This window comes from Streptomyces sp. NBC_01410, from assembly GCF_045040195.1.
GTDB lineage: Bacteria > Actinomycetota > Actinomycetes > Streptomycetales > Streptomycetaceae > Streptomyces.
In genome coordinates, this window is sequence record NZ_CP109530.1 from 3,436,913 (window position 1) to 3,453,195 (window position 16,283).

The 16,283-nt window shown below is 70.1% G+C and carries 17 protein-coding genes and 1 pseudogene; 7 read left to right on the forward strand and 11 right to left on the reverse strand.

Annotated elements, in window-relative coordinates; translation table 11 throughout:
• Positions 1 to 59: 59 nt before the first annotated feature.
• Positions 60 to 356 (reverse strand): annotated as a pseudogene (locus tag OG741_RS15705) (hypothetical protein); the annotation flags it as partial.
• A 124-nt stretch (positions 357 to 480) separates the two neighbouring features.
• Positions 481 to 2,898 (reverse strand): immune inhibitor A domain-containing protein, encoded by a 2,418-nt coding sequence (locus OG741_RS15710; protein ID WP_405598258.1) that lies wholly within the window; start codon positions 2,896 to 2,898, stop codon positions 481 to 483.
• A gap of 381 nt (positions 2,899 to 3,279) precedes the next feature.
• On the opposite strand from OG741_RS15710, the gene OG741_RS15715 reads away from it, so the two are divergent.
• Positions 3,280 to 3,618, forward strand: a complete 339-nt coding sequence (locus tag OG741_RS15715; protein ID WP_405598260.1) for a hypothetical protein — start codon at positions 3,280 to 3,282, stop codon at positions 3,616 to 3,618.
• Here OG741_RS15715 and OG741_RS15720 read toward each other — a convergent pair.
• Positions 3,604 to 4,305, reverse strand: a complete 702-nt coding sequence (locus OG741_RS15720) for an RDD family protein (RefSeq protein ID WP_405598263.1) — start codon at positions 4,303 to 4,305, stop codon at positions 3,604 to 3,606. The two genes, OG741_RS15715 and OG741_RS15720, sit on opposite strands and share 15 nt — an antisense overlap.
• Before the next feature lie 75 nt (positions 4,306 to 4,380).
• The gene (locus tag OG741_RS15725) at positions 4,381 to 5,910 is read right to left on the reverse strand and encodes an RDD family protein (RefSeq protein ID WP_405598265.1); all 1,530 of its coding nucleotides are present in this window, start codon (positions 5,908 to 5,910) and stop codon (positions 4,381 to 4,383) included.
• A 220-nt stretch (positions 5,911 to 6,130) separates the two neighbouring features.
• Between OG741_RS15725 and OG741_RS15730 the strand changes: the two genes are divergently transcribed.
• Positions 6,131 to 6,607: an SsgA family sporulation/cell division regulator gene (locus OG741_RS15730; protein ID WP_266476007.1), complete on the forward strand. Its 477-nt coding sequence runs from the start codon at positions 6,131 to 6,133 to the stop codon at positions 6,605 to 6,607.
• Here the strand turns inward: OG741_RS15730 and OG741_RS15735 are convergent.
• Together OG741_RS15735 and OG741_RS15740 are read right to left on the reverse strand one after the other, a co-directional pair.
• Positions 6,604 to 6,984, reverse strand: a complete 381-nt coding sequence (locus tag OG741_RS15735) for a VOC family protein (protein WP_405598266.1) — start codon at positions 6,982 to 6,984, stop codon at positions 6,604 to 6,606. The genes OG741_RS15730 and OG741_RS15735 overlap by 4 nt on opposite strands.
• A 108-nt stretch (positions 6,985 to 7,092) precedes the next feature.
• Positions 7,093 to 8,460: an FAD-binding oxidoreductase gene (locus OG741_RS15740; RefSeq protein WP_405598269.1), complete on the reverse strand. Its 1,368-nt coding sequence runs from the start codon at positions 8,458 to 8,460 to the stop codon at positions 7,093 to 7,095.
• 108 nt (positions 8,461 to 8,568) lie between these two features.
• Here OG741_RS15740 and OG741_RS15745 point away from each other — a divergent pair, with 108 nt between their 5' ends.
• The gene (locus OG741_RS15745) at positions 8,569 to 10,134 is read left to right on the forward strand and encodes a tetratricopeptide repeat protein (RefSeq protein ID WP_405598271.1); all 1,566 of its coding nucleotides are present in this window, start codon (positions 8,569 to 8,571) and stop codon (positions 10,132 to 10,134) included.
• A 25-nt stretch (positions 10,135 to 10,159) separates the two neighbouring features.
• Here the strand turns inward: OG741_RS15745 and nthA are convergent, their stop codons facing one another.
• The 4 genes from nthA to hppD all read right to left on the reverse strand — a co-directional run bounded on the left by nthA (position 10,160) and on the right by hppD (position 12,620).
• The gene (nthA, locus tag OG741_RS15750; RefSeq protein WP_405598274.1) at positions 10,160 to 10,747 is read right to left on the reverse strand and encodes a nitrile hydratase subunit alpha; all 588 of its coding nucleotides are present in this window, start codon (positions 10,745 to 10,747) and stop codon (positions 10,160 to 10,162) included.
• Positions 10,744 to 11,034 carry an SH3-like domain-containing protein gene (locus OG741_RS15755; protein WP_405598276.1) on the reverse strand — a complete coding sequence of 97 codons (291 nt, stop codon included), beginning with the start codon at positions 11,032 to 11,034 and terminating at the stop codon, positions 10,744 to 10,746. The genes nthA and OG741_RS15755 overlap by 4 nt, the downstream gene beginning before the upstream one ends.
• The gene (locus OG741_RS15760; RefSeq protein WP_405598279.1) at positions 11,027 to 11,308 is read right to left on the reverse strand and encodes a hypothetical protein; all 282 of its coding nucleotides are present in this window, start codon (positions 11,306 to 11,308) and stop codon (positions 11,027 to 11,029) included. Before OG741_RS15760 ends, OG741_RS15755 begins: the two co-directional genes overlap by 8 nt.
• Before the next feature lie 166 nt (positions 11,309 to 11,474).
• Positions 11,475 to 12,620 (reverse strand): 4-hydroxyphenylpyruvate dioxygenase, encoded by a 1,146-nt coding sequence (gene hppD / locus OG741_RS15765; RefSeq protein WP_405598282.1) that lies wholly within the window; start codon positions 12,618 to 12,620, stop codon positions 11,475 to 11,477.
• Positions 12,621 to 12,741: 121 nt separating this feature from the next.
• Here hppD and OG741_RS15770 point away from each other — a divergent pair, with 121 nt between their 5' ends.
• From OG741_RS15770 to OG741_RS15785, 4 genes are all read left to right on the forward strand, one after another.
• The gene (locus OG741_RS15770) at positions 12,742 to 13,218 is read left to right on the forward strand and encodes an Lrp/AsnC family transcriptional regulator (RefSeq protein ID WP_405598285.1); all 477 of its coding nucleotides are present in this window, start codon (positions 12,742 to 12,744) and stop codon (positions 13,216 to 13,218) included.
• 83 nt (positions 13,219 to 13,301) lie between these two features.
• Positions 13,302 to 13,886, forward strand: coding sequence for an ArsR/SmtB family transcription factor (locus tag OG741_RS15775; protein ID WP_405598288.1), 585 nt, complete (start codon positions 13,302 to 13,304; stop codon positions 13,884 to 13,886).
• A 74-nt stretch (positions 13,887 to 13,960) separates the two neighbouring features.
• Positions 13,961 to 14,143: a hypothetical protein gene (locus tag OG741_RS15780; protein ID WP_405598291.1), complete on the forward strand. Its 183-nt coding sequence runs from the start codon at positions 13,961 to 13,963 to the stop codon at positions 14,141 to 14,143.
• Positions 14,140 to 15,444 carry an MFS transporter gene (locus OG741_RS15785; RefSeq protein ID WP_405598294.1) on the forward strand — a complete coding sequence of 435 codons (1,305 nt, stop codon included), beginning with the start codon at positions 14,140 to 14,142 and terminating at the stop codon, positions 15,442 to 15,444. Before OG741_RS15780 ends, OG741_RS15785 begins: the two co-directional genes overlap by 4 nt.
• Here OG741_RS15785 and OG741_RS15790 read toward each other — a convergent pair.
• Positions 15,383 to 16,171: a S16 family serine protease gene (locus OG741_RS15790; protein WP_405598297.1), complete on the reverse strand. Its 789-nt coding sequence runs from the start codon at positions 16,169 to 16,171 to the stop codon at positions 15,383 to 15,385. The genes OG741_RS15785 and OG741_RS15790 overlap by 62 nt on opposite strands.
• Between the last annotated feature and the right edge of the window lie 112 nt (positions 16,172 to 16,283).

Below are 16,283 nucleotides of genomic sequence, written 5' to 3' on the forward strand. Positions count from 1 at the left end.
GCCTGGGGCGCAAGATCAGGGGCCTTCGGGACCTCCGGAGCGGCGCCCCAGCTCCTCGGCCTCAGCAGCGCCCGTATCGGGTGCCACAGCTCCTTGTGGTCGGCCGGCGTCGTCCGCCACAGCAGGCCGTCCGGGTGGTGCAGCACCGCCGTGATCTCGTCCGGGGTCGGCGGTTCCGCGTTGCCCCGCAGGTACACCGCCCGCAGGCCCAGATTCCGCAGCCGTGTCAGCGCCCTGGCACGGTTCACCGCGTGGACGAGAAAGCGGACCGTGCTGCCGTCGTCCGCCGGACTGGGCAGGCTGAGCGCGACCACCACACTGCCGTTCGGCAGCTTGCTGAAACCTCCGCCGGGCACGCTGGACCACTCCCCCGTTAGATGCCGTGTCAATAGGAACCTCGTAGGACGCACCTAAACACGATCGGCCGCCGCCCGCTAGAGGGCGACGGCCGATCATGCTCTGACCTGTGACTACACGAAATTACCGGGTCGAAGGACCAACCCTGACCGTGATCGTCTGGCCGTTCAGCGGCTCGCGCAGGACCGAGATCTTGGTGTTGGTGTCAGTGACCTTGACACCCGCCGTCGGATTCTCGGCGAACCAGTAGACACCCTTGCGGTCGTCGAAGACCGGGTTGCCGGCCTGCGGCTTGATCCTCAGCGCGACGTCCGCCTTGTGCAGCGTGAAGCCGTCGGTCGGCCGCAGGCTGAAGGGCGAGTCGAACGACTGGATCTTGTTCCGCATCAGCGTGCCGTCGGCCCACTTCATGGCCTTCGGGTGCGCGTCCACCGGGAGGACCAGACCCTGGCCCGGGTGCTGGCTGGTGTTGTTGTCCTTCTGGGAGGTGTCCCAGTACCAGATCATCAGGCCGTTCTGGTACGGGTAGTGCTCGACCCAGGCATCCTTCGGCGCCTTGAAACCGAAGTTGTACGGACCGACCTTGAGGGTCTTGTCGTACGACACGTACTGACGGTTCTCGGCCAGGTAGTACTGCTCGTACTCCTTGGTGAAGGACTCACCGATGCGCGAGAAGCCCTTCGCGGTCCAGCCCGCGTCGTCACCCTCGGCGTTGTCGGTGAACAGCGGCGTGCCGTCCGCCACCACGCTCAGGGCGTCGGCCGCGAAGCCCTTGCCGCCCGCGCCGCCGTCGGTCTGGTAGCGGAAGCGGACGTCGAACTTCTTGCCCGCGTAGGCGTCCAGCGAGTACGCCAGCTTCTTGTACGCGCCCGACGCACCGGTCAGCGCCGGCTTGTCGGACGCGTCGCGGGTGATCGGCTTGCCGTCGGCCGTGCCGTCCACCGGCGTCCAGTTGGCGCCGCCGTCCGTCGACACCTCGGCGTAGAGGTAGTCGTAGTCGGCCTCGATGTCCCACCAGCCCGAGAGCTCCAGGGACGCCTTGGACTTTCCGGTGAGGTCGACCGAGCGGGTGAGGGTGTTCTTGAGGTTGTCACCCATGTCGCTCCACCACTGCTTGGAGCCCTCGGCGGGCTTCACGACAGTCGTGGTGACGGCCTTCTTCGGAAGCTCGACGACAAGCGCCTGCGGCTTCTTGGTGTTGTACTCCGCCACACCCAGCGTGTGGGTGGACTTCGTCGCCGCCTTGGCCTTGGCGTAGTTGAGCCAGCCCAGCTGCAGCTTGTCCCAGGCGTTCATGTCGCCCGGCATGTCGCCGATGGAGTCCTTGCCGGTGCCGAGCCAGGAACCGCCGGACATCAGCGTCCAGAAGCCGGTGGAGTTCTCGCCGCCGCCCGAAGTGTCGTAGTGGTCGGGCAGACCGAGGTCGTGACCGTACTCGTGGGCGAAGACACCGAGGCCGCCGTTCTCGGGCTGCATGGTGTAGTCGCCGACCCAGATGCCGGACGTGCCGATCTGGGTGCCGCCGGACTTGTTGTTCGCCGGGCCGGTCTTGCCGGCGTCGGTGCCGTACGCGTACCAGCGGTGCGCCCACAGGGCGTTGGTGCCTTCGGCGCCGCCGCCCGCCGACTCGTCCTCGCCCGCGTGGACGATCTGGAAGTGGTCGATGTAGCCGTCGGGCTCGTTGAAGTTGCCGTCGCCGTCGAAGTCGTAGCGGTCCCAGAGGTCGTACTTGGACAGGTCCGCCTTGATCTGCTCGTCCGTACGGCCCTTGGCCTTCTGGTCCGCGGCCCAGGCGGTGACGCCGTCCTTGACCGTGTCCCAGACGTTGGAGCAGTTGGTCTGGCCGCAGTAGTTGGAGCCGTAGCGGCCCTCGTTGTAGTCGACCTTGACCCAGTCGGCGACCTCGCCGTCGACCGAGTAACGGCCCGAAGAGGTCTTCTCGTAGTAGGTCTTCAGGGAGTGCTTCGGCTGCCCCTTCTTGTCCTTGCCGGTGCCGAAGTACAGGTCCTGGAAGTGCTGCTGGTTGTAGTCCGCCTGCCAGGCCGTGGAGTTGTCGACCTTGCGGTCCGGCTTGGCGATCTTGTTGTGCAGCGGGCCCGGAGTGCCGCCGTACTTCTTGACGGGGGGCTTGGGCCCGTCCGGGCCGTCCGGGTCGAACATCGTGGTGTCGTCGACCTTGTCGCCGAACTCCACCAGGATCGTGAAGATCTTGTCCGTCCGCTCCCGGCCGAGCTCGACGTACTTCTTGTCGCCGAGCTTCACGACCTTGGACGAGCCGCGCTGCTGCACGGTCGCGTCGCCGGATATGACCTGCTCCAGAGCGGCTTCGCGCTGCTGGTCCTGCTGCTTGCTGTACGGACCCTCGAGGTCGTGCTCGATCTGGCCCTGGCGCGGCGCCGGGTCATGGCGCTCGATCCCCGCAGGACCCGACGGCCGCTTGTCGTCGGCCTGGGCGCTACTGAACGCCGAGGCCGACGCGGCAGTCGCGGCCAGAGCCACGAGCACCGCGGACGCTCTGATCGTCCGTCGCTTGATGGTCACTTGATGTTGTCCTCCCCCGCGCCCCGTCGCAGCGGACCGGATGTGGGGTCGTCCGCGCGCGGTGTCGCGTCACAAGTGACGACATTCGACCGGAGTTGCGGGAGAAAAGACAGACCTTGACTTGCACAGGCCAACTGCATTATGCAGGAGCGCAGTTCCGGTATCCGGACTCCCGCCGGACGTCCGGCATATGGGACAACAGGCGCATAGGATTGAACACTTGGCCGGTCGATGACTCCGTGCGCCCCCGATGCACCGGCACCGTGGGTTAGGTCACGCTTACCGCTGGTTCCTCCCGGGCATCCACCGTCGTAGAGTCACTTGACAGTGCGACCGCGTTGAGAGACACCCCCTGACCATGTCCCGAGGACGGATACCGTCATGCCGCGTCCGACTGCCGCACAGCTTGCCTATGGTTCGGCCACCGTCGTCTTCTCGACCCTCGCCTTGCTGCTGCTCACCCGACCCAGCGCGGTCATGGGCGTCGCCGCCATAGGCATCGGCTCGATGGCGCTCGGCCTGCTGGTCGCATGCGCCCTGCCGATGGGCAGGGCAGGAGCGAGGAGGGTGAAGGCGGTCCACACGGTCCGTACGAACCGCGCCGCCGCCTCCCGCGCCACCGCGTCGGCCGCCGCCGACGGTCTCGCCACCCGGGTGCCCGTGCCCCGCGCGCGCGTGGGGGCCGAGGCAAGGGTCGGCGAGCACTCACTGCGCCGCTGACACGACCACTGTCTTTCCCGCCTTGTCGTGCAGACCCTGTTTGTACGGCTTGTCGGTCAGGATCGTCAGGATGATGACGATCCACCAGAGGCAGAAGCAGCAGACCAGCGCAGGCACCCAGAGCACCGCGGCGCGCATCAGCGAGGAGGACGCGTCGGGCACGCTCCCGTCGTTGAGCATCGCGACACGGATCTTCATCAGGGACTTGCCGACGGTCTGCCCGTTCTTCCTGCTGGTCATCACGGTGTCGTAACCGACGTACGCCACCAGGGAGATGAGCGACCAGAGCCACTGTCTGCCGGAGTTCATCTCGTCGGTGAACTCGTCCCAGCCGTCGCTGTTGTCGGTCGCGAAGTCCCAGCCGCCGGCAAGCAGCGAGATCAGTGCCAGAGGCACGAAGATGATCAGCGTGTCGACGACCCGGGCGACGAACCGCTTGCCGAAGTCCGCGAGCGGCGGCATCCCGGCGAGCGGGTCCGCTCCGCCGTACGCCCCGCCGTAGGCGCCCGGATCGTAGGGAGGGGGCTGGCCGCGGCCTCCGTCGTACGGCGAGCCCGGCGGCGGCGGTCCCTGGGGAGGCGGGGGCTCCTGAGGACCACCCGCCGAGGGCGGCGGTGTCTCCGGTGGCTTTTTGCGGAACGGGTCGTCCTCGGGCGGCTGATCGGGCGGCGGCTGGTCGTTGCTCATGGGGGCAGTGCACCGCGCCGGGAGTGCCCCCGCAACGGCTCGCGCGCCGTTCGGGGGAACCTAGGGCGAGAGCTGTCAGCCAGTCACAAAGGTGTGGGCCGCCTTGTCGTGCCAGCACTGCCGCCACGGACGGTCGAACAGACACCACAGCACATTGAGCACTCCGACGGCGATCACCCCGAGCACGCCGTAGACCAGCCAGCGGCGCAGCGCGGCCCCGAAGGACGGCGGCTCGTGGGACTCGATGTCCCAGACCCTGATGCCGCACAGCTTCTTGCCGAGGGTGCGGCCCCACCTGGCCGTCGGCAGCGCCTCGTACAGCACACCGAGGACCAGGAGCGCGCCGAGGACGATGCCGAGCCGCCCCGCGACGGTGCCGTCGACGAGCCAGACGGTGACCGTCTCGCCCGACTGCTTGGCCGCCTCGATCTTCTCGTCGATATGAGTGCGCGCCTGGGACACGAAGGGCGCGGAGACCGCGCCCACCAGCGCGAGGAGCAGCAGGGTGTCGATCAGCCGGGCGGCGAAACGCCTGCCGAGCCCCGCGGGACGGGCCGCGGCCTGGGCCTGGGCCGCCTGGAGGAAGGGGTCGTTGACCGGCGGCTTCCACGGCACGACGGGCTGCTCGGCCTCACCAGTGCCGTCGCCCGCCCGGGCGAGCTGATGGACCTGCTGCGCCCAGGAGGCCGAGCCGCCGCCGGGTCCGTCGGTCATGGGCGGCTGGCTCTGCGCGGGCACCTGCGCCTGGAGGGTCTGAGGCTGTTGCGGCTGGGCCGGCGCCTGGGGCTGCGGCATCCGCTGGGCCGGAGTCTGCGGCTGGGGCTGGGCGGGCGCGGTCGGGGCCGATGCCGCGCCCGGGGTCATGGACCGCACAGACAGCCCTTCGGCATCTGAGGCGCCCTGATTGCCGTCTGCCCGCAGGGCCCGGATGGTGACCGTGCCGTCGGCCGGCGGCTGCGGCCCCTGCTGGCGGCGGGCGGAATCACCCGGGTCCGCGGCGGCCGGATGCGCACCGGCGGGGGAACCCTGACCGGCCCGCAGCGCACGCATCGCGACGGTGCCGTCGACGGGAGGTTCACCGCCGGATGCCGGGCCGAGGGAGCGTACGCCGGGCAGGGCGCCGCCCGACGGATCGGCCGAAGCCCCCGACGCGGCGGGACGGCGCGGGTCGGCGGACGCACCGGTGGCGCCCGACGGACCCGGGTCGGCCGCGGTGCGCGGGTCCTGGGTGCCGGGGGCGCCGCCCCAGGAGACCCGGTTGTCGCGGTCGCCGCCGAAGCCGGTCTGGCGTGCCGTGTCGGCCTGCCACGCGGTGGCCGGCTCCGGTCGCGAGGGTTCGTCGTTCGGCTCCTCGTCGAAGAAGACCGGACCGGTCTCCTCCAGCCGGGCCGGTGCGGGGGCGTGTGCCTGGGGCGCCGGGGGTTCGCCGGACGAAGCCGGGCCGGGGGCCGTGGGCATCGCCTCGCCCGTCTTCGGCGCGGGCCGGCTCGTACCGGGCACCCACGCCGCTCCGTTCCAGTACCGGACATATCCGGGGATGGACGGATCGGGGTAGTAGCCGGGCGTGGGGCTGCCGTCGCCGGTGGCCGGGGTTGGGGCGCTCATCACCGTGGTCCCGTATCTCCTCGAGAGCCTCAATTCAAGGGTCCACATCTATCAGACCCTCGCCCGCGCCCGGGCCGGTCCTGCCGTATGGACCACTTTCCGGTCACTTTGCGGTCAGAGAAAGTTGTTCCCGAAAGTCGCGTCATAGCCGCCGGGGTACGTGCTCTCTCCTTGCAAGGCCCGCCGACAGGGCCTCGTACAGGAAGGGAAGAGCACTGCTATGCACACCGTGGTGGAACGCGATCTGGAGCTCAACCTCGTGCTGTCGCCGGAACTCAGCGTCCCCGTCCCGGCCCGGCTGACCTACCGCACGGACGATCCGTACGCCGTGCACATCACCTTTCACGTCGGCTCCGACAACCCCGTCAACTGGACCTTCGCCCGTGAACTGCTGGTCGAGGGGGTGTTCAGGCCCAGCGGCGAGGGCGACGTCCGGATCTGGCCGACCAAGGTCGACGGCCGCGGCGTGGTGCTGATGGCCCTCAGCTCCCCCGACGGCGACGCGCTCCTGGAGGCGTCCGCCGCCGTGGTCTCCGCCTGGCTGGAGCGGACCCTGCGGGTGGTCCCTCCCGGCTCTGAGTCCGAGCAGCTCGGAATAGACGGCGGCCTCGCCGAGCTGCTCGCGCCCACCCCGGCCGACGATCTGTGGCTGCACGGCCGGCGGCGCTCGGAGGAGTCCCAGGACGGCGAGGCCTAATCGATGACGTAGGTGTGGGTGATGAACTCGAGCGAGTGACCGTCGGGGTCGTCGATGTAGACCCCACGGCCTCCGAAGTTGTGGTTGATCCGCTGGGGCCTCGCGTGCATCGGATCGGCCCAGTAAGGGAGTTCGCGCTCGGTTATCCGGGCGAAGATCTCGTCGAACTCCACCTCCGAGACCAGGAAGGCAAGGTGCTGGGGGACGATCGTGTCCCGTTCGTCGAGATAGTCGAGAGTGACGCCGCCCGCCAGCGGCAGGCTCGCGAAGGGGCCGAAGGGCTTGGGTTCGGGCTCTCCGATGAGCTCGGCGAGAAAGCGGGCGCCTGCGAAGCGGTCGCGGCTGTGGACGATGGTGTGGTCGAGGCGTGCCGGCACGGCTCCTCCTTCGTCGGACTCTTCGTCGGACTCTTCTTCGTCGCTCTCCTCAACGCTAAGCGGACAGCCTTGTCCGTTCCATCGGGCATTGGTCCTGCGTCCGAAGTCTCAGAAGATCTTGCCCGGATTGAGGATGCCCAGCGGGTCGAAGGTGTGCTTGATGCCGCGCTGCAACTCCACGCCCACCGGGCCCAGTTCGCGCGCCAGCCACTCCTTCTTGAGTACGCCGACGCCGTGTTCGCCGGTGATGGTGCCGCCCAGTTCCAGGCCGAGCGCCATGATCTCGTCGAAGGACTCGCGGGCGCGCCGGGACTCGTCCGGATCGGCGTGGTCGAAGCAGACGACGGGGTGGGTGTTGCCGTCGCCCGCGTGCGCGCAGACGCCGATGGTGAGGTCGTATTTGTCGGCGATGGCGGCCGTGCCCCCGATCATCGCGCCCAGCTGCGAGCGCGGCACACAGACATCGTCGATCATCGTCGCCGGCTTGACGGTCTCCAGGGCGGTGAGCGACAACCTCCGTGCCTGAAGGAGGAGTTCGGACTCCGCGACGGTGTCGGCCGGGACGACCTGCGTGGCGCCCGCGGCGCTGCACAGCTCCCCGACGGCGGCCAGGTCGGCGGCCGGGTCCGGGGTGTCGAAGGCGGCCAGCAGCAGCGCCTCGGTGGTGTCGGGCAGGCCCATGTTCGCCATGGCGTTGACGGCCCGGACGGTCGTACGGTCCATGAGTTCGAGCAGCGAGGGGGTGTGGCCGCGCTCCATGATCGCGCAGACGGCTTCGCATGCGGCGGCCGCGGAGTCGAACTCGGCGGCGAGCACCAGCTGCGCGGGCGGCTGCGGCCGCAGCGCGAGGACTGCTTTGACAACGATGCCGAGGCTGCCTTCGGAGCCGACGAACAGCCTGGTCAGGTCATATCCGGCCACGCCCTTGGCGGTGCGGCGGCCGGTGCTGAGCAGCCGCCCGTCGGCGAGGACGACCTCCAGACCCAGTACGTACTCCGCGGTCACTCCGTACTTGACGCAGCACAGGCCGCCGGAGGCGGTGCCGATGTTCCCCCCGATGGTGCACATCTCCCAGCTGGAGGGGTCCGGCGGGTAGTACAGGCCGTGCTCGTTCACCGCCCGGGACAGGACGGCGTTGACGACACCCGGCTCGACCACGGCGATCCGGTCGACCGGGCTGATCTCCAGGATCCGGTCCATCTTGGTCAGGGACAGCACGATGCAGCCGTCGGAGGCGTTCGCGGCACCCGACAGGCCGGTACGGGCGCCCTGCGGGACGACGGGGACACGCAGCGCGGTCGCGGTGCGCATGACGTGCTGGACCTGCTCGACGGTGCGCGGCAGCACGACGACGGCCGGGCTGCCCGCCTCGCAGAAGCTCGCCATGTCGTTCGCGTAGGAGGCCGTGACATCGGGGTCGGTGATGAGGGCCTCGGCGGGCAGACCGGCGCGCAGCCGGTCGAGAAGATCGTCCATGGACCCAGCCTCGCACCGGGGGCCATCGGTGTGAACCCGTCCGCGATCCGGTTCGCAGGGCGGGTCGCGTTCTTCGTATTGGCTGCGCGCTGTCGCACAGTGAGCCCCATGAGGAGCGAACTCGTGAAGAACGCCGCGATCAGCACGCTGATCGGCGCGACGCTGGTCTTCGGGGTGATCACGCTCGCCCCGGGGTGGGGCGAGGAGGGTGCGCGGCGCGAGCCGGGAGCGGCCGAGCGGGCGCTGGCCGCGGGCGCGGCGGGCGCCCCCGCGGCGCTCGTCGATCTGACCGCGCTCATCGACGACCGGGAGCAATGGGTACGGGCCCACCCCCTGGACGCGGAGTCGTGGGCGGTGCTCGGGTCGGCGTATGTGGAGCGGGGCTCCCGGCTGGCGGAAGCGGCGTACTACGGGAAGGCGGAGAGCGCGCTGCGGCGTTCGCTGCAGCTGCTGCCGGGCGAGAAGGGCAATGTGAACGCGGTGGTGGGACTCGCGGCGCTGGCCAATGCCCGGCACGACTACGCCCGGGCCCGCACGCTGGGCGAGAGCGCGATGAAGCAGCAGCCGCAGCGGTGGACGGCGTATCCGGCGCTGATCGACGCGTACAGCGGGCTCGGCGACTACAAGGCCATGAGCAAGGCGATGGACAAGCTCACGGAGCTGCACCCGGGCGCCCAGACGCTGAGCCGTGCCGCCGGTGTCTACCGGGAACGCGGCTGGCGCGAGGACGCGGCGGCGGCGGCGTACGACGCGGTGGGCAGCGCCCAGGCGCCCCAGGAGAAGGCCGCCGCGCGGCAGCGGCTGGGTGACCTGGCGTGGGAGTGGGGCGAGCCCGCGGAGGCGCTGAAGGAGTACGACGCGGCGCTGCGGCTGGCCCCGGACCACGACCCGTCGCTGGCGGCGCGGGCGCGGGCGCTGGCCGCGCTGGGGCGTACGGACGAGGCCTTCCGCGACTACCAGGCAGCCCTGGACCGGGTCGAGCGGCCCGAATACGCCCTGGCGGCGGGCGAGTTGTACCAGTCGCGGGGGCTCGACGGGGACGCGGCCACGCAGTACGAGCAGCTGCGGACGAAGGTGGCGCGGGCGGGGGCGGACGACGTGGTCGACGAGGTCGTACTCGGCCTGTTCGAGGCGGACCACGGCGACCCGGAGGCGGCCGTGCGCCGCCTGAAGGCCGAATGGGCGCGGGGCCACCTGAACGTGTACACCGCGGACGCGCTGGGCTGGGCGCTGTACCGGGCGGGCAGGCCGGAGGAGGCGCTGCCGTACGCGAGGAGGGCGTCGGAGCAGGGGCTGCGCAGCGCACTGTTCACCTACCACCGCGGCGAGATCGAGCGCGCGCTCAAGCAGGACGGCCCGGCCCGCAGGCACCTGGCCGAGGCTCTGCGGATCAACCCGTACTTCTCGCCGCTGCTGGCACCGGCGGCGCGGCAGGCTCTGGAGGCGCTCGGGGAGCCGCCGCCGGGCGGGCCGCAGGACGTGACGGGCCCGGAGGGGGAGGCACCGACGGAGCCGGAGACGGAGACGGCAACGGAGGCGGAGGTGGGGCCGGAGGTGGAGGTCGGGCCGCCTTCGACGGCGCCCACGCTTTCGCCGACGCCTTCGCCGACGCCGGAACGGTCGCGGGCCGGTGCCACCGCCCCTACCCCTACCAGTACCGGTGCCGTGGAGTGAACGGCCGCCGTACGGCCTGCCCTCGTCAGATCGCCGCGGTGCCGATCAGCGCGTTGCGCGACACCAGCGCCGCCAGTTCTTCCTCGGTCAGCGACTCGGTGTTCTCCGGGCGGCGCGGCAGCACCATGTACCGGGTCTCCGAGGTCGAGTCCCACACCGTGATCTCCGTGCCGGGCGGCAGATGCAGCCCGAACTCCTCCAGTACCGCGCGCGGTTCGCGCACCACGCGCGAGCGGTAGGCCTCGCTCTTGTACCAGCTCGGGGACGGTCCGAGGAGCCGGATGGGGTAGCAGGAGCAGAGCGTGCAGACGACGACGTTGTGCGTGTGCTCCGTGTTCTCGACGACGCGCAGGCGCTGCGGCTGCACTCCCCCGGCCGTCAGGCCGAGTTCGGCGACGGCCGCCGTCCCGTCGGCGAGCACACGGGCGCGGAAGGCGGGGTCGGTCCAGGCCCGGGCCGTCACTTTGGCCCCGTTCGCCGGGGACGCGCTGCTCAGGAAGGCGTCGAGGGCTTCGTCGAGCCCCGCGCCCGCGACGATGCCGCGCTCCTCCAGAAGCGTTTCGAGACGGCGTACGCGGCGGGAGATCACAGCGTCCGCGTGGGTTCCGGTCACGGCTGGTCGTCCTCCAAGTAGCTCTCGGACAGATCGAGTACGACGTGGTGGTCGCCGTCGCCCCACAGATCTCGGGCCGCGAAGCGCACGGCGTAGACCTGCTCGACGGGGGCGTCGTCGCGCCCCTGGGAACGGATGTCGGGAAGCGGCGTGCGGCCCTCGGGCTCGACGACGGTGCCGTGCTTGCCGCGGGCGTACCGGGGCAGCCGGGTGTGGTGCGGCGGGTCGTGGTGGACGGTCCGCACCAGGGCGCCCGGCGCGAAGCGGTCGGTCGTGGCGTCAGTCATCGAGCTCACCCGCCGCGATGACGCCCTTGCGCTCCAGGAGGCTGACGATGGCGTGGAACCAGCGCTCGTAGTACGAGGCCGCGAGGTACTCGGCGGGCGGCATGGACTCGATCGCGTCGCGGAACTCGTCGAGGTTGAAGACCTTGCCGGCGATGAGGGCGCGGTTCAGGGCGAAGACCCTGGCTTCCCAGTCGGCGTGGAAGGGCTCGGTGTCGTCGGTGGTGTCGATGGACCCGAAGCCCTGCATGCCGCCGACGTCATTCATCCTGGCCATGCGTCCAGCGTAGGCGGTGCGGGGCCGCTGCGCGGGGCCTGTTCCCAAGGGGCTTCGCCCCCTGGACCCCCGCATGCGACCTCCGGCCGCATGTCCTCAAACGCCGGACGGGCTGAACTTCAGCCCCTCCGGCGTTTGAGGAGCGGGGTCCGGGGCGGAGCCCCGGTCAGAGGTTGCCCCGCTTCTCCTGCTCGCGCTCAATCGCTTCGAAGAGCGCCTTGAAGTTGCCCTTGCCGAAGCCCATCGACCCGTGCCGCTCGATCATCTCGAAGAAGACCGTCGGCCGGTCCTGGACCGGCTTGGTGAAGATCTGCAGCAGGTAGCCGTCCTCGTCACGGTCGACGAGGATCTTCAGCTCGCGCAGCGTCTCGACGGGCACGCGCGTCTCGCCCGCCCACTCGCCGAGCGTGTCGTAGTACGAGTCGGGGGTGTCCAGGAACTTGACTCCCGCCGCCCGCATGGACCGTACGGTCGCGACGATGTCGTTCGTGGCGAGCGCGATGTGCTGGACGCCGGCCCCGCCGTAGAACTCCAGGTACTCGTCGATCTGCGACTTCTTCTTCGCGATCGCGGGCTCGTTGATCGGGAACTTCACCTTCAGCGTGCCGTCCGCGACGACCTTCGACATCAGGGCGGAGTACTCGGTGGCGATGTCGTCGCCCACGAACTCCTTCATGTTGGTGAAGCCCATGACCTTGTTGTAGAAGGCCACCCACTCGTTCATCTTGCCGAGTTCGACATTGCCGACGCAGTGGTCGATCGCCTGGAACGTGCGCTTGGCGGGCGGCTCGACGATCGGGTCGGCGGCCACGAAGCCCGGCAGGTAGGGGCCGTCGTAGCCGGAGCGGTCGACCAGCGTGTGACGGGTATTGCCGTACGTGGCGATCGAGGCGAGGACCACGGTGCCGTGCTCGTCCTTGAGCTCGTAGGGCTCGGTGATCCCGCGGGCGCCGTGCTCGGTGGCGTAGGCGTACGCGGCGCGCGCGTCCGGCACCTCGATGGCCAGGTCGACGACGCCGTCGCCGTGCTCGGCGACATGGTCGGCGAGGAAGCGGCCCCAGTCGGTGGACTGCTTGATGACGGAGGTGAAGACGAAGCGGGCGCCGCCGTTCTCCAGGACGTAACTCGCCGTCTCGCGGCTGCCGTTCTCGGGTCCGGAGTACGCGACGAGCTTCATGCCGAAGGCCGTGGAGTAGTAGTGCGCGGCCTGCTTGGCATTGCCTACGGCGAAGACGACCGCGTCCATTCCCTTCACCGGGAAGGGGTCGGCCTCACGCGCGGTGGTCGGGTTGTGATCGATGGTCTCAGTCATAACGGCAGGCTCCACCCGATCCACAAGGTGCGCAATAGTTCGTGTTTCCTCTGGGCAATCTGCATAGTGCAGGAGCAGGATGGAGGGGCTATCTGTACAGGATGACCATTCGGGAGACGCCATGGCGATCGATCATCTGGACGGCCGGCTCATCGTCCTGCTGGCGCGAGAGCCGCGGATCGGAGTGCTTGAGGCATCCCGTCGGCTCGGGGTCGCCCGCGGCACCGTACAGGCGCGGCTGGATCGCCTTCAGTCCAACGGGGTCATCCGCGGCTTCGGCCCCGACGTCGATCCGGCCGCGCTCGGCTATCCCGTCACGGCCTTCGCGACGCTGGAGATCAAACAGGGACAAGGTGCAGACGTACGGGCGCATTTGAGCGGCGTGCCGGAAGTGCTGGAGCTGCACACCACCACCGGTCACGGGGACATGCTGTGCCGCCTCGTCGCCCGCTCCAATGCCGATCTTCAACGGGTGATCGACCTGGTGGTCGGTTTTGACGGCATCGTCCGGGCCTCCACGGCGATCGTCATGGAAAACCCCGTGCGCTTGCGGATCATCCCGCTGGTGGAGCAGGCCGCGGAGGACGGAGACGTCTGAGGCGGCACGGCGCGAGACTCTTACCAAGAGATGCTTGCAAAGAAATCGTTGCAACAACTCCTCTGCAAAGCTATCTTTGCATCATGTCCGAGTCCGAAGACCGCAAATACCGCCGGCTCGACCCGCGCTCCCTGCGCGGCCTCGCCCATCCGCTGCGTATGCGCCTGCTGAACACACTGCGGCACGACGGGCCCGCCACCGCCTCGCAGCTGGCCGATAAGCTCGGGGAATCCAGCGGCGCGACCAGCTACCACCTGCGCCAGCTCGCCGCGCACGGCTTCGTCGCGGACGACCCGGAGCGCGGCAAGGGCCGGGAGCGCTGGTGGAAGGCCGCGGAAGAGGGCATCACCATCGAATACTCGCTGTTCGACAACCCCGATCCCGCGGTGCGCGGGGCCGCCGATCTCCTGATGCACGAGATCGCGACCCACCACACCGAGGAGGTCGGCACCTGGCTCGGCACGGCGCACGACTGGCCCGAGGCCTGGCGCCGCAGCTCCGACCTCAGTGACTTCACCCTGCGACTGACTCCCGCGCAGGCCTTCGAGCTGAACGCGAAGATCCACGACCTCATCGAGGGCTACACGGAGCTGGCGCCCGGCCCCGAGGCCGAGGACGCCGCCCAGGTCCGGATGCATCTGCACTCCTTCCCGCGCTCGACCGACTGACTCGCCGAGCCCGCCGACCGACCGACTCAACCGACTGCGCGACCGACTGCGCGACCGATCGAGAGGACACCGCCATGCATCCCGACGTGCATCTCCAGCTGCACTCCATACGCGCGGACGAGCTGCGGCGCGAGACCGCCGAGGTCGCCCTGCGCCCCCGCCGTGCCCCCCTCCGTACACAACTCGGCTTGTTACTCGTCGAGTTGGGGCTGCGTCTCATGAAACCGCCGGCGCGCCGACACGCACGTATCGCATGAAGAACGAGGGGGGACGGGGGCCGCTGGCGAGCGTGCTGGCGGCCAACGCCGTATCGATCACCGGGAATTCACTCACCCTCGTCGGCGTCCCGTGGTTCGCCTTGGAGAGCACGGGCAGCCCCGCCAAGGCGGGCCTGGTCGCCTTCTGCGCGACCCTGCCGGTAGTCGTCTCGGCGATCGCCGGCGGCCCGGTCATCGACCGCATCGGCCGCCGCCGGGTCAGCATCGCCTCCGACCTGATCTGCGCCCTCGCCATCGGCGCGATCCCGCTGCTGCACTACACCGGGGCGCTCGCATTTTGGATGCTGTGCGCGCTGATGGCCGTGACCGGCCTCTTCCACGCGCCCGGCGAGACCGCGCGCTATGTGCTCGTCCCCGATCTCGCGAAGGCGGCGGGCACCGACCTCTCCCGCGCTGCGAGCCTCTTCGACGCGGTCTCGCGCGGCGCCCGGATGGCCGGGGCGGCGCTCGCGGGCGTACTGATCGCGGTGACCGGCGCGGAGGCGGTCCTGCTGCTGGACGCAGCGACCTTCTGCGGCTCCGCGCTGCTGATCTTCGCCGGCATACGGGCACTCGGCGCGGCCGATCCCCTGCGGGGCGCGAAGCCCGTCTCCCTCGCGGCGTACCGGGGCGAGCTGCGCGAGGGATACGCCTTCCTGCTGCGCACCCGGCTGCTGCTGGCGATCACGACGATGGTCATGCTCACCAACGGCCTTGACCAGGGCTGGAGTTCGGTCCTGCTGCCCGTACACGCCCGGGAGAATCTGGGCGGGGCGCGCCATCTGGGCCTGCTGGTCGCCGTCTTCGCGGGCTGCGCGCTGCTCGGCGCTCTCCTGTACGGCGCGATCGGGCACCGTTTCCCGCGGCGGGTCCTGTTCACAGGGGCGTTCCTGCTGTGCGGACTGCCGCGGTTCGTGGTGGCCGCGCTGGTCGACGGGACCGTGCCGCTCGCCGTGACGATGGCCGTCGGCGGTCTCGGGGCCGGGATGCTCAACCCGATCCTCACCACGGTGATCTACGAGCGGATTCCCGACGAACTGCGCAGCCGGGTCGCGGGCGTGACCACCGCGGGTGTCCTGCTGACCACTCCGCTCGGCGGGCTGGCCGCGGGCTGGCTCGTCGAACAAACGGGACTGGCAGCCGCGTTGCTGGCGATCGGCGGTGTGTACTTCCTGGCGACGCTGGCACCGGCGGTGTTCCCGAGCTGGCGCGAGATGGACGCGCCCGCCTCGGCGGTGGTCAGCAGCTCGGAACCTTCCCGCCCTTCTCCAGCGCCCGAAGCGACTCCACCGCGCCCTTGAGGGTCGTGACGGGGATCAGCCGCAGCCCCTTGGGGAGCTCGGCCTGCGCGTCGGAGCACTCCCCCTTGGGCACGAGGAAGACGCTCGCGCCGTCACGCTTGGCGGCCCGAGTCTTCAGCGAGACACCCCCGACCGCCCCGACCTCGCCGCTGGGGCTGATCGTCCCCGTACCCGCGACGGTCCGTCCCCCCGTGAGATCGCCGCCCGCGCCGTCGCCGTCGAGCTTGTCGACGATCCCGAGCGAGAACAGCAGCCCGGCGCTGGGCCCGCCGACATCGGCGAGATGAAGGGTGACCTTGACCTTCGCCGGATCCTCGCCGAGGAACGAGAGCGCGGCGGTGGTCGCGACGTCCTGGGACTTCTCCATGTCCTTCAGGTTGTGCTTCGCGACCTCCTCGTCGGACTTGCCCCGCGGATAGACGGAGTCACGGGGCAGCACCGCGCGGTCCGTCCTGAACCAGGCGTCGACCACATCCCCGAGATCGACGTCCGCGGACGGCCCGGTCGCGACGATGGTCGTCATCCGCAGCTCGCCCTTGGTCGTACGGGTCGGGGCACCGGAGATCGTGATGACCGGGGCGCCCTTGACGTCGCCCAGCACATCGGCGGTCGAACCGGGCTGCGCCACGGCGTACGGCAACGGCGCGAGCCCGACGACGGCGAAGAGCGCGACGACGGGGAGGGCGCAGAGGGCGAGGGCGCGGGGGCGCGTGAGGCTGGAGAGCACGGGGTCAATGTATCGGGACGCGGGGGCGGGGCTGCGGGGTCCGGGGTGCAGGGGGCACGGGGGTGCGGGGGGCGCTTGCCGGAGGTTCGGGGGCGCGGGCTGGTTCCTCCCC

Excerpts from the sequence above, each read along its gene's own strand:
- OG741_RS15715 (WP_405598260.1), top strand. The coding sequence starts at position 3,280 with ATGCCGCGTCCGACTGCCGCACAGCTTGCCTATGGTTCGGCCACCGTC.
- OG741_RS15720 (WP_405598263.1), bottom strand. The coding sequence starts at position 4,305 with ATGAGCAACGACCAGCCGCCGCCCGATCAGCCGCCCGAGGACGACCCG.
- OG741_RS15725 (WP_405598265.1), bottom strand. The coding sequence starts at position 5,910 with ATGAGCGCCCCAACCCCGGCCACCGGCGACGGCAGCCCCACGCCCGGC.
- OG741_RS15730 (WP_266476007.1), top strand. The coding sequence starts at position 6,131 with ATGCACACCGTGGTGGAACGCGATCTGGAGCTCAACCTCGTGCTGTCG.
- OG741_RS15740 (WP_405598269.1), bottom strand. The coding sequence starts at position 8,460 with ATGGACGATCTTCTCGACCGGCTGCGCGCCGGTCTGCCCGCCGAGGCC.
- OG741_RS15745 (WP_405598271.1), top strand. The coding sequence starts at position 8,569 with ATGAGGAGCGAACTCGTGAAGAACGCCGCGATCAGCACGCTGATCGGC.
- OG741_RS15755 (WP_405598276.1), bottom strand. The coding sequence starts at position 11,034 with ATGACTGACGCCACGACCGACCGCTTCGCGCCGGGCGCCCTGGTGCGG.
- OG741_RS15760 (WP_405598279.1), bottom strand. The coding sequence starts at position 11,308 with ATGGCCAGGATGAATGACGTCGGCGGCATGCAGGGCTTCGGGTCCATC.
- hppD (WP_405598282.1), bottom strand. The coding sequence starts at position 12,620 with ATGACTGAGACCATCGATCACAACCCGACCACCGCGCGTGAGGCCGAC.
- OG741_RS15770 (WP_405598285.1), top strand. The coding sequence starts at position 12,742 with ATGGCGATCGATCATCTGGACGGCCGGCTCATCGTCCTGCTGGCGCGA.
- OG741_RS15775 (WP_405598288.1), top strand. The coding sequence starts at position 13,302 with ATGTCCGAGTCCGAAGACCGCAAATACCGCCGGCTCGACCCGCGCTCC.
- OG741_RS15780 (WP_405598291.1), top strand. The coding sequence starts at position 13,961 with ATGCATCCCGACGTGCATCTCCAGCTGCACTCCATACGCGCGGACGAG.
- OG741_RS15785 (WP_405598294.1), top strand. The coding sequence starts at position 14,140 with ATGAAGAACGAGGGGGGACGGGGGCCGCTGGCGAGCGTGCTGGCGGCC.